Annotated in this window: 16 protein-coding genes; 8 read left to right on the top strand and 8 right to left on the bottom strand. The window is 66.6% G+C overall.

What is annotated here, in order from left to right; translation table 11 throughout:
• Positions 1-3 precede the first annotated feature (3 nt).
• From hyi to EPK82_RS01230, 8 genes are all read left to right on the top strand, one after another.
• On the top strand, positions 4-786 hold the full coding sequence (hyi, locus tag EPK82_RS01265) for a hydroxypyruvate isomerase (RefSeq protein ID WP_037050527.1): 783 nt from the start codon (positions 4-6) through the stop codon (positions 784-786).
• A 130-nt stretch (positions 787-916) separates the two neighbouring features.
• Entirely contained in the window at positions 917-1,813 is an 897-nt protein-coding gene (locus EPK82_RS01260) for a 2-hydroxy-3-oxopropionate reductase (RefSeq protein WP_134675546.1), read from the top strand.
• 364 nt (positions 1,814-2,177) lie between these two features.
• Entirely contained in the window at positions 2,178-3,452 is a 1,275-nt protein-coding gene (locus EPK82_RS01255) for a glycerate kinase type-2 family protein (protein ID WP_134675615.1), read from the top strand.
• The gene (gene pyk, locus EPK82_RS01250; RefSeq protein ID WP_047588620.1) at positions 3,449-4,864 is read left to right on the top strand and encodes a pyruvate kinase; all 1,416 of its coding nucleotides are present in this window, start codon (positions 3,449-3,451) and stop codon (positions 4,862-4,864) included. The genes EPK82_RS01255 and pyk overlap by 4 nt, the downstream gene beginning before the upstream one ends.
• Before the next feature lie 171 nt (positions 4,865-5,035).
• Complete coding sequence (locus EPK82_RS01245; protein ID WP_134675545.1) at positions 5,036-5,950, top strand: urea transporter; 915 nt, start codon at positions 5,036-5,038, stop codon at positions 5,948-5,950.
• A gap of 36 nt (positions 5,951-5,986) precedes the next feature.
• Complete coding sequence (locus tag EPK82_RS01240; protein ID WP_037050518.1) at positions 5,987-6,370, top strand: hypothetical protein; 384 nt, start codon at positions 5,987-5,989, stop codon at positions 6,368-6,370.
• Positions 6,371-6,459: 89 nt separating this feature from the next.
• The gene (locus EPK82_RS01235) at positions 6,460-7,326 is read left to right on the top strand and encodes an ion transporter (RefSeq protein ID WP_037050516.1); all 867 of its coding nucleotides are present in this window, start codon (positions 6,460-6,462) and stop codon (positions 7,324-7,326) included.
• 82 nt (positions 7,327-7,408) lie between these two features.
• Positions 7,409-8,866, top strand: coding sequence for an SLC13 family permease (locus EPK82_RS01230; RefSeq protein ID WP_134675544.1), 1,458 nt, complete (start codon positions 7,409-7,411; stop codon positions 8,864-8,866).
• Positions 8,867-8,931: 65 nt separating this feature from the next.
• Here the strand turns inward: EPK82_RS01230 and EPK82_RS01225 are convergent, their stop codons facing one another.
• From EPK82_RS01225 to EPK82_RS01190, 8 genes are read right to left on the bottom strand one after another with little or no spacing between them, the layout of a single operon-like run.
• Entirely contained in the window at positions 8,932-9,258 is a 327-nt protein-coding gene (locus tag EPK82_RS01225; RefSeq protein ID WP_037050511.1) for a glycoside hydrolase family protein, read from the bottom strand.
• Positions 9,255-10,466, bottom strand: coding sequence for a c-type cytochrome biogenesis protein CcmI (gene ccmI / locus EPK82_RS01220; RefSeq protein ID WP_134675543.1), 1,212 nt, complete (start codon positions 10,464-10,466; stop codon positions 9,255-9,257). Before ccmI ends, EPK82_RS01225 begins: the two co-directional genes overlap by 4 nt.
• Positions 10,463-10,951: a cytochrome c-type biogenesis protein gene (locus tag EPK82_RS01215; RefSeq protein ID WP_037050507.1), complete on the bottom strand. Its 489-nt coding sequence runs from the start codon at positions 10,949-10,951 to the stop codon at positions 10,463-10,465. The genes ccmI and EPK82_RS01215 overlap by 4 nt, the downstream gene beginning before the upstream one ends.
• Complete coding sequence (locus tag EPK82_RS01210) at positions 10,948-11,487, bottom strand: DsbE family thiol:disulfide interchange protein (protein ID WP_037050505.1); 540 nt, start codon at positions 11,485-11,487, stop codon at positions 10,948-10,950. Before EPK82_RS01210 ends, EPK82_RS01215 begins: the two co-directional genes overlap by 4 nt.
• Positions 11,484-13,457, bottom strand: a complete 1,974-nt coding sequence (locus tag EPK82_RS01205) for a heme lyase CcmF/NrfE family subunit (RefSeq protein ID WP_134675542.1) — start codon at positions 13,455-13,457, stop codon at positions 11,484-11,486. The genes EPK82_RS01210 and EPK82_RS01205 overlap by 4 nt, the downstream gene beginning before the upstream one ends.
• A complete protein-coding gene (ccmE, locus tag EPK82_RS01200; RefSeq protein WP_037050501.1) occupies positions 13,454-13,942 on the bottom strand; it encodes a cytochrome c maturation protein CcmE in 489 nt (162 codons plus the stop codon). Before ccmE ends, EPK82_RS01205 begins: the two co-directional genes overlap by 4 nt.
• A complete protein-coding gene (gene ccmD, locus EPK82_RS01195; RefSeq protein WP_037050499.1) occupies positions 13,939-14,115 on the bottom strand; it encodes a heme exporter protein CcmD in 177 nt (58 codons plus the stop codon). The genes ccmE and ccmD overlap by 4 nt, the downstream gene beginning before the upstream one ends.
• Complete coding sequence (locus tag EPK82_RS01190) at positions 14,112-14,867, bottom strand: heme ABC transporter permease (protein WP_037050497.1); 756 nt, start codon at positions 14,865-14,867, stop codon at positions 14,112-14,114. Before EPK82_RS01190 ends, ccmD begins: the two co-directional genes overlap by 4 nt.
• Positions 14,868-14,881 lie beyond the last annotated feature (14 nt).

Genomic DNA, 14,881 nt, shown 5'->3' with positions numbered 1-14,881 from the left:
ACCATGCCCCGTTTTGCTGCCAACCTGTCCATGCTGTTCACCGAGGTGGACTTCCTGGACCGTTTCGCCGCCGCCGCCGAAGCCGGCTTCAGCGGTGTGGAATACCTCTTCCCCTATGACTTCGCGGCAGAAGAGATCAAGGCCCGCCTGGACGCCAACGCCCTGAGCCAAGTGCTGTTCAACCTGCCAGCCGGTGACTGGGGCAAGGGCGAGCGCGGCATCGCCTGCCACCCGGATCGCGTCGAGGAGTTCCGCGCGGGCGTCGACCAGGCCATCGCCTACGCCCAGGTACTGGGCAACAAGCAGATCAACTGCCTGGCCGGCATCCGCCCGCAGGGCGTGGACTGCGCCACCGTGGAGAAGACCTTCGTCGACAACCTGCGCTACGCGGCAGGCAAGCTCGAAGCGGCCGGCATCCGCCTGGTCATGGAAGCCATCAACACCCGCGACATCCCCGGCTTCTACCTGAACAACACCCGCCAGGCCCTGGAGATTCGCGACAAGGTCGGCAGCACCAACCTGTACCTGCAGTACGACATCTACCACATGCAGATCATGGAAGGTGACCTCGCCCGTACCGTCGAGACCAACCTGGCCGCCATCAACCACGTGCAGCTGGCCGACAACCCGGGCCGCAACGAGCCGGGTACCGGCGAAATCAACTACCGCTTCCTCTTCGAGCACCTGGACCGCATCGGCTACCAGGGCTGGGTCGGCTGTGAATACAAGCCGGCAACCACCACCGCTGCCGGCCTCGGCTGGATGAAAGCGCACAACGCAATCTGAAAGCTGCACCTGTAGGAGCGGATTCATCCGCGACCACCGGCGAAGCCGGTGCCACTCACCGCGGCGTCCGTTTCGCGGGTAAACCCGCCCCTACAGGCTCGGTTCATCACCTACAACGAGGTTATCTCTCATGGCTAAAATCGGATTCATCGGCACCGGCATCATGGGCAAACCCATGGCGCAGAACCTGCAGAAAGCCGGCCACACCCTGTTCCTCTCGGAGCACCACGACCCGGCTCCTGCCGACCTCCTGGCCGCCGGCGCCATCGCCCTGGCCAACCCGCAGGAAGTCGCGCAGGAAGCCGAGTTCATCATCGTCATGGTGCCGGACACCCCGCAGGTCGAAGACGTGCTGTTCCGCGACAACGGCGTGGCGAGCGGCGTCGGCGCCGGCAAGGTGGTGATCGACATGAGTTCGATCTCGCCCACCGCCACCAAGGCCTTCGCCGAGAAGATCAAGGCCACCGGCGCCGCCTACCTGGACGCCCCGGTATCCGGCGGCGAAGTCGGTGCCAAGGCCGCGACCCTGTCGATCATGGTCGGTGGCTGCCCGAACGCCTTCGAACGCGCTCTGCCGCTGTTCCAGTCCATGGGCAAGAACATCACCCGCGTCGGCGGCAACGGCGACGGCCAGACTGCCAAGGTGGCCAACCAGATCATCGTCGCCCTGAACATCCAGGCCGTGGCCGAAGCCCTGCTGTTCGCCGCCCGCAACGGCGCCGATCCGGCCAAGGTGCGTGAAGCGCTGTCCGGCGGCTTCGCCGGCTCGAAGATCCTCGAAGTGCACGGCGAACGCATGATCAAGGGCACCTTCGACCCGGGCTTCCGCATCAGCCTGCACCAGAAGGACCTCAACCTGGCGCTGTCCGGTGCCCGCGAGCTGGGCCTGAACCTGCCCAACACCGCCAATGCCCAGCAGGTGTTCAGCACCTGCGCGGCCCTCGGCGGCAGCGGCTGGGATCACTCCGCCCTGATCAAGGGTCTGGAGCACATGGCCAACTTCAATATCCGCGGCGAAAAGGCCTGAAGCCGATTCGGGAACAGATCTTGTGGGAGGCGCTTCAGCGGCGACTGTCGCGGCTGAAGCCCCTCCCACGGGCTCCCTGAGTCCTTCGCCCACCCTTTCGACCTTCCTGGCAGGAGGTGTCACGGCCCGATTGCCAGGTTGGTCGATTCCATTCCCCAGGTGCTGCCAGGCGGCGCCTGGGGAATGGAATCGATCCAGCATCACCCTGACGGACATGCCGCGCAGGCACCCCGGCTCATCGACTCCTACGCGGCCTGCCCGCCTCCCTCATCCGGCGTTTCGCGCCACCTGCTCCCGCCAGGAGAAGGCCATGAAGAAAGGCGTCGCTGCGCGACTCTCAAGCCAAGACCAAGAGAACACCGCCATGACCTTCGATCCGCAACGCCTGCTGCGCGACCTGTTCGCCACCGCCATCGCCGCCGCGCATCCGCGCCAGGTGCTGGCCGACCACCTGCCCGCCGACCGCAGCGGCCGCGTCATCGTCATCGGTGCCGGCAAGGCGGCTGCGGCCATGGCCGAGGTCATCGAGCAGGAGTGGCAAGGTGAGGTGAGCGGCCTGGTGGTGACCCGCTACGAACACGGCGCCGAGTGCAAGAAGATCGAAGTGGTGGAAGCCGCCCACCCGGTGCCGGACGACGCCGGCGAGCGCGTCGCCCGTCGCGTGCTGGAGCTGGTGTCCAACCTCTCGGAAGACGACCGGGTGATCTTCCTCCTCTCCGGCGGAGGCTCCTCGCTGCTGGCCCTGCCGGCGGCGGGTATCTCGCTGACCGACAAGCAGGCGATCAACAAGGCGCTGCTGAAATCCGGCGCCACCATCGGCGAGATGAACTGCGTGCGCAAGCACCTCTCGGCGATCAAGGGCGGCCGCCTGGCCAAGGCCTGCTGGCCGGCCACCGTCTACACCTACGCCATCTCCGACGTGCCCGGCGACGAAGCCACGGTGATCGCGTCCGGCCCCACCGTGAGCGACCCGACCACCTCGGCCGAGGCCCTGGCGATCCTCGCGCGCTACGCCATAGACATCCCGAGCAACGTGCGCAGCTGGCTGCAGGACCCGCGCTCGGAAACGGTCAAGCCGGGTGATCCGGTACTCGCCCGCAGCCACTTCCAGCTGATCGCCACCCCACAGCAGTCACTCGACGCCGCTGCCGCCAGGGCCGAGGCGGCTGGCCTGCCGGTGCTGATCCTCGGCGACCTGGAAGGCGAATCGCGCGACGTGGCCAAGGTGCACGCCGGTATCGCCCGCCAGGTGCAGCTGCACGGCCAGCCGATCAAGCCGCCGTGCGTGATCCTCTCCGGTGGCGAAACCACCGTGACCGTACGCGGCAACGGGCGCGGCGGGCGCAACGCCGAGTTCCTTCTCAGCCTCACCGACAGCCTCAAGGGCCTGCCCGGTGTCTATGCGCTGGCCGGCGACACCGACGGCATCGACGGCTCCGAAGACAACGCCGGCGCCATCATGACGCCCTACAGCTATGCCCGTGCCGGCATCAAGGGCCTGTCTGCCCGCGACGAACTGGACAACAACAACGGCTACGGCTACTTCGCCGCCCTCGACGAGCTGATCGTCACCGGGCCGACCCGTACCAACGTCAACGATTTCCGCGCTCTCCTGATTCTCGAGGCCCCAACCCAATGAACGCTGACAAGAAAGTGAAGATCCTCGCCACCCTCGGCCCGGCGATTCGCGACGCCGCGCATATCCGCCAGCTGGTGGAGGCCGGGGTCAACCTGTTCCGTCTCAACTTCAGCCACGGCGAACATGCCGATCATGCCCAGCGCTACCAGTGGGTACGCGACGTGGAGCGCGAGCTGAATCAGCCCATCGGCATCCTCATGGACCTGCAGGGGCCGAAACTGCGCGTCGGCCGCTTTGCCGAAGGCAAGGTGCAACTGGTCAACGGCCAGAGCCTGCGCCTAGATCTGGACGCCACGCCCGGTGACGCCAGCCGGGTCAACCTGCCCCATCCGGAAATCATCGAGGCCCTGCAGCCGGGCATGAGCCTGCTGCTGGACGACGGCCGCCTGCGCCTGAAGGTGACCGGCAAGCAGCGCGACGCCGTAGACACCTGCGTGGTGGCCGGTGGCGAGCTGTCCGACCGCAAGGGCGTCAACGTGCCCGAGGCCGTGCTGCAGCTGTCGCCGCTGACCGAGAAGGACCGCCGCGACCTGGCCTTCGGCCTGGAGCTGGGCGTGGACTGGGTGGCGCTGTCGTTCGTGCAGCGCCCCGAGGACATCATCGAAGCCCGCGAACTGATCGGTGGCAAGGCCTTCCTCATGGCCAAGATCGAGAAACCCTCGGCCGTCACCCACCTGGAAGACATCGCCAGGCTGTGCGACGCCATCATGGTCGCGCGCGGTGATCTGGGCGTGGAAGTCCCGGCGGAGAACGTGCCACGCATCCAGAAAGACATCGTGCGCACCTGCCGTCAGCTTGGCCGCCCGGTGGTGGTAGCCACGCAGATGCTCGAGTCCATGCGTTTCTCCCCGGCGCCGACCCGCGCCGAAGTCACCGACGTGGCCAACGCCGTGGCCGAAGGCGCCGATGCGGTGATGCTGTCGGCAGAAACCGCCTCCGGCGACTATCCGCTGGAAACCGTGCAGATGATGAGCAAGATCATCCGCCAGGTGGAGAGCGGCCCGGACTACCAGAGCCAGCTCGACGTCGGCCGTCCGCAGGCCGAAGCCACGGCCAGCGATGCCATCAGCTGCGCCATTCGCCGCATCAGCTCGATCCTCCCGGTCGCCGCGCTGGTCAACTACAGCGAGTCCGGCGCCAGCAGCCTGCGCGCCTCGCGGGAACGGCCGAAAGCCCCGATCCTGAGCCTGACGCCGAGCCTGACCACCGCCCGCCGCCTGACCGTGGCCTGGGGCATCTACTCGGTGGTCAACGAACGCCTGCGCAAGGTCGAGGAAGTCACCAGCACCGCCCTGGAGATCGCCCAGGCCCAGGGCATGGCCAAGCGCGGCGAGACGGTGGTGATCACCGCCGGCGAACCCTTCGGCCAGCCAGGCAGCACCAACAGCCTGAGGATCGAAACGCTGCATTGAGGCGTAGCCCGGATGAAATCCGGGGAATGCCCCAGCCTCCCGTCCGGGATTCCAGCTGGGCTACGCACCGCGCCGGCGGCCCTGCACAGAGCCGTCGAGCCGCCCGGACGGCGCCCCTCTCCCGCGTACGGGAGAGGGGCTGGGGGAGACAGCTCTCTTGGCACATCGATCATGCGTCCACTGACAACTGCCTACCCCGCCCTGCGGAGCCTGCGCGCCCTGCTCAGCGGCTTCGCCCAGATATTCCTCCAGCAACACCCGGGCTGTGGCCTGCTGGTGCTGCTGGCCATCCTCGTCGGCGCGCCGGAACTGCTCGCCGGCGCCCTGCTCGGCGGCCTGACCTCGACCCTGGTCGCGCAGCGCCGCGGTTACCCGCCCGCGGACATCGCCATCGGCCTGTACGGCTACAACGGCATCCTGCTCGGCCTGCTGCTCAGCCTGAAACTGCCCTGGACACCACTGCTGCCCGTGCTGATCCTCACCAGCGCCGGCCTTTCCAGCCTGTTGCTGGCCCCCTGGATGCAGCGCATGCGCCAACAGGGCTGGCTACCGGCCTTCACCTTCCCCTTCGTGCTGCTGGGCTGGTTGCTCCTGGCGCTGACGGCCCAGCTGCAATGGCCGACCGACACACCACCAGCGCCCCCCGGCATACCTGAGCTGAACGCGCTGCAGCTGCTGCTGGCCGTGCTGCGCGGCCTCGGCCAGGTCATCTTCCTCGACTCGCCACTGGCCGGACTGTGCCTGCTGCTCGGCCTGCGTCTGGCCGATGGCCGTGCGGCCTTCTGGGCGCTGCTCGGCTCGAGTGGCGGGCTCGCCCTGGCAATCACCCAGGGCTGGCCCGACGAGGGGGCACTGGCCGGCCTGTTTGGTTACAACGCCAGCCTCGCGGCCATCGCCCTGGCCCAGGTGCACCGCAGCCCGCTGGCACCGGCAGCGGGCATCCTCCTCGCCCTGATCCTGCAGCCGGGTTTCAGCGCCGTCGGGCTGCCGGCCCTGACCATGCCGTTCATCCTGACCTGCTGGCTGATCAGAGCCGGCGCACAAAGCTGGCAGCGCGCAGTGAAGGACAGCACGCCGACAGGTTAAGATCGCGCCATGAGCCGCTCAGGGAACCCCAGGATCATGGACAGACGCACACTCGGCCTCGGCCTGCTGCTGGCTGCAGCCACGGCCAGCGCAGAAACCAGCCCCAGCCTGATCGGCCCGGTCAGCGACATCCTCGTCAGCGAGGATCGCAGCGGCCCGCAGCAGGAGGGCTGCCAGACGTTCACCGTCAGCGCGGCGATGGTCGCCGACTTCCTGCGCCACGCCATCCTCATCACGCCGCGCCAGGAACACGACTGGTACCTCCACGGCCCCTGCCAGGCGCACGGCACCTTGCGCACGCGCTACGGGGAATGGCAGTGGCAGTTGCTCAACCTGGGCACGGCACGCATCACCGCAGTGACCGGTGACAGCTTCATCCTGGCCGACCCACGGGAGGAGTCGTCGCTGGAAGGCGAGTAGCCTGGGCAGGCGCGCAGGAGGTGATCGTCCCTTGCCCTCTCCCCCCTTCCTGCCTAGGCTGTGCCCCTTTTCAGATTTCGGACATTGCCATGGACAATCGGCAGAGCTGGCGTCAGCGCCTCTACATCATCATCTTCGAGACCAGCACGCCGGCAGCGCAGCGCTTCGACAACTGGCTGCTGGTGGCCATCCTCGCCAGCCTGGTGGTGGTGATGCTCGACAGCATCGAGCGCTTCCACAACCAGTACGCCGGGCTGTTCAGTGCGCTGGAGTGGTTCTTCACCGCACTGTTCGCGGTCGAATACGCCTTGCGCCTGTACTGCTCGCCCAAGCCGCTGCGCTATGCCTTCAGCTTCTTCGGCCTGGTCGACCTGCTGGCCGTGCTGCCGGCCATCCTGGCACTGATGTTCGCCGACGCGCAGTACCTGATGATTGTCCGCGCGATCCGCATGGTGCGCATCTTCCGCGTGCTCAAGCTGCGCCACTACCTGACTCAGGCCAATTTCCTGCTGGTGGCGCTACGTGGCAGCAAGCAGAAGATCATCGTCTTCCTGGTCAGCGTCTCTACCCTGGTCACGGTGTTCGGCGCGCTGATGTACGTGGTCGAAGGCCCGGCCCACGGTTTCACCAGCATCCCCACCAGCATCTACTGGGCAGTGGTGACGCTGACCACCGTGGGCTTCGGCGACATCACGCCGAAGACGCCGCTGGGGCAGATGCTGGCGACGATGGTGATGATCACCGGCTACTCGATCATCGCCGTGCCGACCGGCATCTTCACGGCGGAACTGGCCAATGCGATGCGCCAGGATGGCCAGATGGAGCACGACTGCCCGCACTGCCGCAAACCCCGCCATGAGCACAGTGCGGCGTTCTGCAACCGCTGCGGCGGACCGCTGTTCACGCGCTGCGATCCAGCCTCTTCAGCGCCTCGCGACAGGCGTGAAACAGACTGAAGCAAAACCGATGGGCCAGCGCGTGGTCATAGAGTCGCCCGCTGGGCTATAAAGCCGCCTTTTTTACGCTGAAGGAAGCGCCATGGCCGTTACCACCAATGAAACCACGGCGCCTGCCAAGGCGGCGTGGATTGGCCTGATTCTCGGGCCACTGCTGCTGCTCGCCTGCCTGCTCACGGAACCGCCTGCCGGACTCTCCAGTGCCGCCTGGGCCACCATCGGCCTGACCCTGCTGATGGCGACCTGGTGGTCCACCGAGGCCATCCCGATCCCGGCCACGTCGCTGCTGCCGATCCTGCTGATCCCGGCGCTGGGCATCGACAGCCTCAACGCCGCCAGCGCGCCCTACGCCAACCCGACCATCTACCTGTTCCTCGGCGGTTTCATCCTCGGCCTGGCCATGGAACGCTGGAACCTGCACAAGCGCATCGCGCTGATGACGCTGCTGGCCGTGGGCAGCAAGCCGAGCCGGCAGATCGCCGGCTTCATGCTGGCCACCGCCTTCCTCAGCATGTGGGTGAGCAACACCGCCACGACCATCATGATGCTGCCCATCGGCCTGTCGGTGGTGGCCATGCTTGCCGGCGAACAGGACTCCGGTGGCGCCGAGCGCGAGCGCTTCGCCACCGCACTGCTGCTGGCCATCGCCTACGCCGCCAGTATCGGCGGCATCGCTACGCTGATCGGCACGCCGCCGAACGCGTTGCTGGCGGCCTTCCTGGCCGAGAACTACGACGTGCAGATCGGCTTCGGCCAATGGATGCTGCTGGGCCTGCCCGTGGCGTTCGTGATGCTGGTGCTCACCTGGTGGTGGCTGACCCGTGGTGGCTTCAAGCTGGCCGGCCACGACAGCTCGCAGCTGATCCGCAGCGAGCTGGCCGAACTCGGCCCACTGAGTCGTGGCGAGAAGCTGGTGGCCCTGGTGTTCGTGCTCACCGCCCTGGCCTGGGTATTCCAGCCGCTGATCGCCGACAAGTTACCCGGCGTCAACGACACCAGCATCGCCATCGCAGCCGCCATGGCCCTGTTCATCATCCCGGTGGACACCCGCAAGCGCGTGTTCCTGATGAACTGGGAAAGCGCCAGCAAGCTGCCCTGGGGCGTGCTGCTGCTGTTCGGCGGCGGCCTGTCGCTGGCCAGCGTGATTCGCAGCACCGGCCTGGCCGAGTGGATCGCGCAGAGCCTGGGGGCGCTGGGCGCCCTGCCGGTGATCGCGATGATCGGCGTGGTGGTCCTGGTGATCATCTTCCTCACCGAGGTGACCTCCAACACCGCGACCGCCGCCGCCTTCCTGCCGCTGCTCGGCGCCCTCGCCGTGTCCCAGGGGATGCCGGCGGAACTGCTGGCGATTCCCGCCGCCATCGCCGCCAGCTGCGCCTTCATGATGCCGGTGGCGACGCCACCCAACGCCATCGTGTTCGGCACCGGGCACATGAAGATCCAGTCGATGATCAAGGCGGGCTTCGCCCTCAATCTGTTCGGCGTGGTGCTGGTGACGCTGATCTGCTACCTGCTGGTAGGGCTGATCTGGGCGCACTGATCCCGGCTCGCACAAACGAAAAACGGCGCCTGCGGGCGCCGTTTTCATATGCGGGGACCGCCTGATCAGCGGTTCTGATAGTGGCGGAACAGCCCAGGCGGAATGCCACTGCTGTCGGTCGCCTGCCAGGGACCGGCCACGCGGGGCGACCAGCTCCAGCCACCGTCGAAGCGATAGAAGACGCGCTCACGGTAGTACAGGTCCCGCGCGCCTTCGACCACGTAGACCCCCAGCGCCGGGCTCCAGTGGCTCTTCACCCCAGGCGGCGGCGCATAACGCGGATGCGAGGGCTGCTGGACCGGCGGCAGATCGTCGATCGGTGTGTTCGGCTGCTGCAGCACGCAGCCGCTCAGGCCGAATCCGAACAATGCCGCCAGCACCAGGCGCTTCATTGCACCTGCCCTTCGCGGCTGTCGATCAACAGCGTCTGGGTCTCACGTGCGGTGTTGGCCACCGGGCCGACCTGGCCCGTCCACTCGCCCTGGGTGGCATTGCCGGCGCGGGACACGCGAGCCACCAGCTGTACCTGATCGAACCGGGAGATCTTCAGTTCCGGCATCATCGCGTCGACATCCGAAAGGCTGATCCGGGCCGGCAGGTCGGAGACCTTCAGGCGTTTGACCGCCAGCGGCATCGGCGGACCGCTGAGGGCACGGGCGAAGACGAACACGGCATCATCCGGCTGCACGTTCTTCTGCACCTCGGGCGACAACGATACGCTGACCTCCAGCGCATGCACCTTGGCACCCGGTTCGGCGACAGCACTGGCCTGCCCGGCATCGCCCATCTGCTCGCGAGCCCGCTCGATACCACCGACGATGGCGGCACGCGACGGGTCCTGCTCCGGCAGCACCGCGACCAGGCGCTCCCAGTAGCGCACGGCATCCGCATAGCGCTGGCTTTCGTAGGCCGCGATGCCCAGCAGACCCAGGCTGGTCACCTCCTGCGGATCGCCCTTGAGCGCCTCGTCGGTGAGCGCCTGCAGACGCTGGCTCCATTGCTTGCCTTCGGCGAAGTACAGCGCCTGCGCCCACTGACCAAGCAGCTCCGGCGCACGCCCGGCCAGGTTCACCGCCTGTTCGAACGCGTTGGCGGCGTCGCCTGCACGCTCCTGCGCCATGTAGGTACGTCCGAGGAAGTACCAGGCCTCGGCGGACTGCGGCTGCTCCTTGACCGCCTGCTCCAGGCGCGCGGTCATTTCCTCGATGCTCTGCGGCTGCTGGGCCGCCAGCAGGCGCGTCTGCTCGAGCTCGTCGATGGCGCCCCAGTGCAGGTACAGGCCGACACCCAGCACAGGCACCAGCAAGGCGGCGAACAGCGGAATCTTGCCGCCCAGCACACTGCTGCGGCGCTGCACGCCCTCGGTGTCGTCCAGCAATTCGCGGGCAGCTTCGGCACGGCCGGCCTCGAGTTGCGCGTCGTCGAGCACACCTGCCTGGCGCTGGGATTCCAGCTCCTGCAGGCGTTCCTGGTACAGGGTGACGTTGAGCGCGGTGCGGTCTTCTTCGGCCTGCAGCTTGCGGATGCGCAGCACAGGAATGAGCAGAAACGCCAGGGCAGTCAGCAACAGCAGCCCGGCGGGCAACCAGAAATCGATCATCGGTCTTTCTTGTCCTGAGAAGCTTGGTCGAGCAGCGCGGCGAGTCGCGCCTGCTCATCAACGGAGAGGCCTGCGTCGGCACGGTCCTTCTGCTGGCCACGGCGGCGCAGCACGATCACGCCGAGCACCACGAAGCCGATCAGCAGCAACCCGGCCGGGCCGTACCAGAGCAGCAAGGTGCGGCTGGTCACCGGGGGGTTGTAGAGCACGAAGTCGCCATAGCGGGCGACCAGGAAGTCGATGATCTGTGCGTCCGTCTTGCCCGCCTCGACCATCTGGTAGACCTCGTCGCGCAGGTCCATGGCAATCGGCGCGTTGGAGTCGGCGATATTCTGGTTCTGGCACTTCGGGCAACGCAGCTCTTCCACCAGGGTGCGGTAGCGCTGACGCTCCGCCTCGCTGGCGAATTCGTAGGTATCGATGGCCGCATGAGCCACGGCCACCAGGCCCAATGCCAGGCCGGCAGCAAGCAACAGACGCTTCATGGCCGGGCCTCATCGACGAGTTGCTGATAGATCGGTGCCAGTTGCTCGCGCCACACGCGCTCGTCGATGGTGCCGACGTACTTGTGGCGAATGATGCCCTTGGCATCGACGAAGAAGGTTTCCGGCGCGCCGTACACGCCCAGATCGAAGCCCAGGCTGCCCTTGGCATCCTCGATGTTGAGCTGGTAGGGGTTGTGCAGTTCGCGCAGCCACTTCTGTGCCGGCTCGCGCTGGTCCTTGTAGTTCACCCCGTGGATCACCACGCCGGCCTCGGCCAGCTTGTTCAGCACCGGATGCTCGTGGCGGCACGACGGACACCAGGTGGCCCAGACGTTGACCAGGGCCGGCTTGCCCTTGATATCGGCCTCGCTGATGGCGCGTTCGGGGTCCTCCAGCGACGGCAGGCTGAAGGCCGGGAACGGCTTGCCGATCAGCGCCGAGGGCAATTCCGACGGATCGAGGAACAGGCCACGATAGAGGAATACGGCAATCGCCAGGAATGCCAGCAGCGGCAACAGCATCAGTAGACGTTTCATGCGCTGGCCTCCTGCAGACCCAGTACCTCGCGCACGCGGGTGCGCACCTTGATCCGGTAGCGTTTGTCCGCGGCAGCCAGCAAGCCACCGAAGGCCATCAGCAGGCCGCCCAGCCAGATCCAGCGCACGAACGGCTTGATGTGCACGCGAACGGCCCAGGCGCCCTGCTCCAGCGGCTCGCCGAGGGCGACGAAGAGATCGCGGGTGAACCCGGCATCGATGCCGGCCTCGGTCATGGTCGCCTGCTGCACGGTGTACAGACGCTTCTCGGGGTACAGCACCTTGACCTCGCGCTCGCCGTCGAAGACGCGCACCGTGCCCTTGTCGGAGATGAAGTTCGGACCCTCATGATGCACGGCACCGTCGAACTGGAAGCGGTAGCCGGCCAGCTCCACCGAGTCACCCGGCGCCATGCGCAGGTCACGCTCGTAGCTGCCCAGGCTGGTCAGCACCACACCGAGGGCGCATACGGCGAAACCGAAATGCGCCAGCTGCATGCCCCAGTAGCTGCGGCCCAGGCTCGGCAGGCCCTTGAGCAGGCCCTTGTGGCGGGTCTTGTCGAGGATGTCGCGCAACCCCGCGAGGATCACCCAGAAGGCCAGCACGCACACAGCCAGCACCGCCCAGTGGAAATCGCCGTGGACGAAGGTGGCAATGGCCGCCAGCACCACGCTGGCCACCAGCACCGGGGTCAGCATGCTGCCCAGCCACTTCAGCGGCGTATCCTTCCAGCGCACCAGCACGCCGACGCTGATCACCGCCATCAGCAGCGCCATCAGCGGCAGGAACAGTGCGTTGAAATACGGCGGGCCGACCGACAGCTTGGCGCCGGTCAGGGCATCGAGCACCAGCGGGTACAGCGTACCGAGCAGGATCATCGCGGCGGATACCACCAGCACGATGTTGTTGACCAGCAGCAGCGTCTCGCGCGACCACAGGCCGAAGCCGACCTGGCTCTTGACCACCGGCGCGCGCACGGCGAACAGCGCCAGCGATCCGCCGACCACCACCAGCAGGAAGGCGAGGATGAACACACCCCGCTCCGGGTCGGTGGCGAAGGCGTGCACCGAAGTCAGTACACCGGAGCGCACCAGGAAGGTCCCCAGCAGGCTCAGGGAGAAGGCCGCGATGGCCAGCAGCACCGTCCAGCTCTTGAACACGCCACGTTTCTCGGTCACCGCCAGCGAGTGGATCAGTGCGGTGCCCACCAGCCAGGGCATGAAGGAGGCGTTTTCCACCGGGTCCCAGAACCACCAGCCGCCCCAGCCCAGTTCGTAGTAGGCCCACCAGCTGCCCAGAGCGATACCGATGCCGAGGAAGGCCCAGGCAACGATGGTCCAGGGCCGCGACCAGCGTGCCCAGGCCGCGTCCAGCTTGCCGCCGAGCAGCGCGGCGATGGCGAAGGCGAAGGCCACCGAGAAACCGACGTAGCCCATGTACAGCATCGGCGGATGCACGATCAGGCCGAAGTCCTGCAGCAACGGGTTGAGGTCGCGGCCGTCGATCGGTGCGTTCGGCAGCAGGCGCTCGAAGGGGTTGGAGGTGATGATCAGGAACAGCAGGAAGCCGACACTGATCATGCCCATCACGGCCAGCACGCGGGCGAGCATCTCCTCCGGCAGATGCCGCGAGAAGATCGATACGGCGAAGGTCCAGCCAGCGAGGATCAGCGCCCACAGCAGCAGGGAACCCTCGTGAGCGCCCCATACGGCACTGAACTTGTAGTACCAGGGCAGCGCGGTGTTGGAGTTGCTGGCGACGTAGGCGACGGAGAAGTCGTCGACCATGAAGGCGTAGGTCAGGCACAGGAAGGAGAACAGCAGGAAGGCGAACTGCCCCCAGGCAGCCGGCTGCGCCAGGCTCATCCACTGGTGGTCACCACGCCAGGCGCCGATCAGCGGCAGCGTCGCCTGCACCAGGCACAGGCACAGCGCCAGGATCATCGCCAGATGGCCGAGCTCGGGGATCATTGCGCACGCTCCTGCTGATAGCCCTGCTTGGCGGCCTTGGCCTCATCGTGTTTCTGCATCATCCCGCTCTTTTCCAGCGCCTGCATGACTTCAGGCGGCATGTAGTTCTCGTCGTGCTTGGCCAGCACCTCGTCAGCCACCAGCACGCCGTCTTCGTTGACCCGACCCAGGGCGACGATGCCCTGCCCTTCACGGAACAGGTCCGGCAGGATGCCGTGGTAGCGGATGGTCACGCCGTGAGCGCCGTCAGTGACGACGAAGTCCACTTGCAGCGAATCCGCCGAACGCTTCACCGAGCCCTCTTCCACCAGACCACCGGCGCGGATGCGGGTATCGACCGGCGCCTCGCCGGCCGCGATCTGCGTCGGCGTGTAGAACAGGTTGATGTTCTGCTGCAGCGCGCTCAGTGCCAGGGCAACGGCGATGCTGACGCCACAGAGAATGGCCAGGACGATGTACAGGCGTTTCTTGCGAACCGGATTCACTTCGACTTCTCCCGGCGCAAACGGCGCGCCTCGTCTTGCAGATAACGGCGGCGTGCCAGGATCGGCAGCACCACATTCAACGCCAGGACGACCAGGCTGATGCCATAGGCGCTCCAGACGTAGGCGCCATGGGTGCCCATGGCGAGAAACTCGGAGAACGACGCGAAACTCATGCCTTGCCCTCCACCAGCGCCTGCACTTCAGCCTTGACCCAACTGCTGCGGGCCTCGCGTTTGAGCACTTCCAGGCGCATGCGATAGAGCAGCACGGCGCCGAAGAAACAGTAGAAACCCAGCACCGCGAGCAGCAGCGGCAGCCACATCTCGACTGGCATCGCCGGTTTCTCGGTGATCTTGAAGGTCGCGCTCTGGTGCAGCGAGTTCCACCACTCGACCGAGTACTTGATGATCGGAATGTTGACCACGCCGACGATGGCCAGCACGGCACAGGCCTTGGCGGCGCTGTCGCGGTTGCTGATGGCGTTGCCCAGGGCGATGACGCCGAAGTAGAGGAACAGCAGGATCAGCATCGACGTCAGGCGCGCGTCCCAGACCCAGTAGGTGCCCCAGGTCGGCTTGCCCCAGATGGCGCCGGTGACCAGCGCGATCGCCGTCATCCAGGCGCCGACCGGCGCGGCCTGTTGCAGGGCGACATCGGCCAGCTTCATCTTCCAGACCAGCCCGACCAGGCCGGCGACGGCCAGCATGACGTAGATGGACTGGGCCAGGAAGGCCGCGGGAACGTGGATATAGATGATGCGGAAGCTGTTGCCCTGCTGGTAGTCCGGCGGCGCGAAGGCCAGGCCCCAAACCAGGCCGACAGCGATCAGCAGCAGCGCCGCGACGCTCAGCCAGGGCAGCCAGCGGCCGCTCATCTCATAGAACCACTTGGGCGAACCCCACTTGTGAAACCACGTCCAGTTCATTCAGTCGACTCATC

Origin of the sequence: Ectopseudomonas khazarica, from assembly GCF_004521985.1 — a bacterium.
GTDB lineage: Bacteria > Pseudomonadota > Gammaproteobacteria > Pseudomonadales > Pseudomonadaceae > Aquipseudomonas > Aquipseudomonas khazarica.
This window is presented reverse-complemented; position numbering and strand designations above follow the sequence as displayed.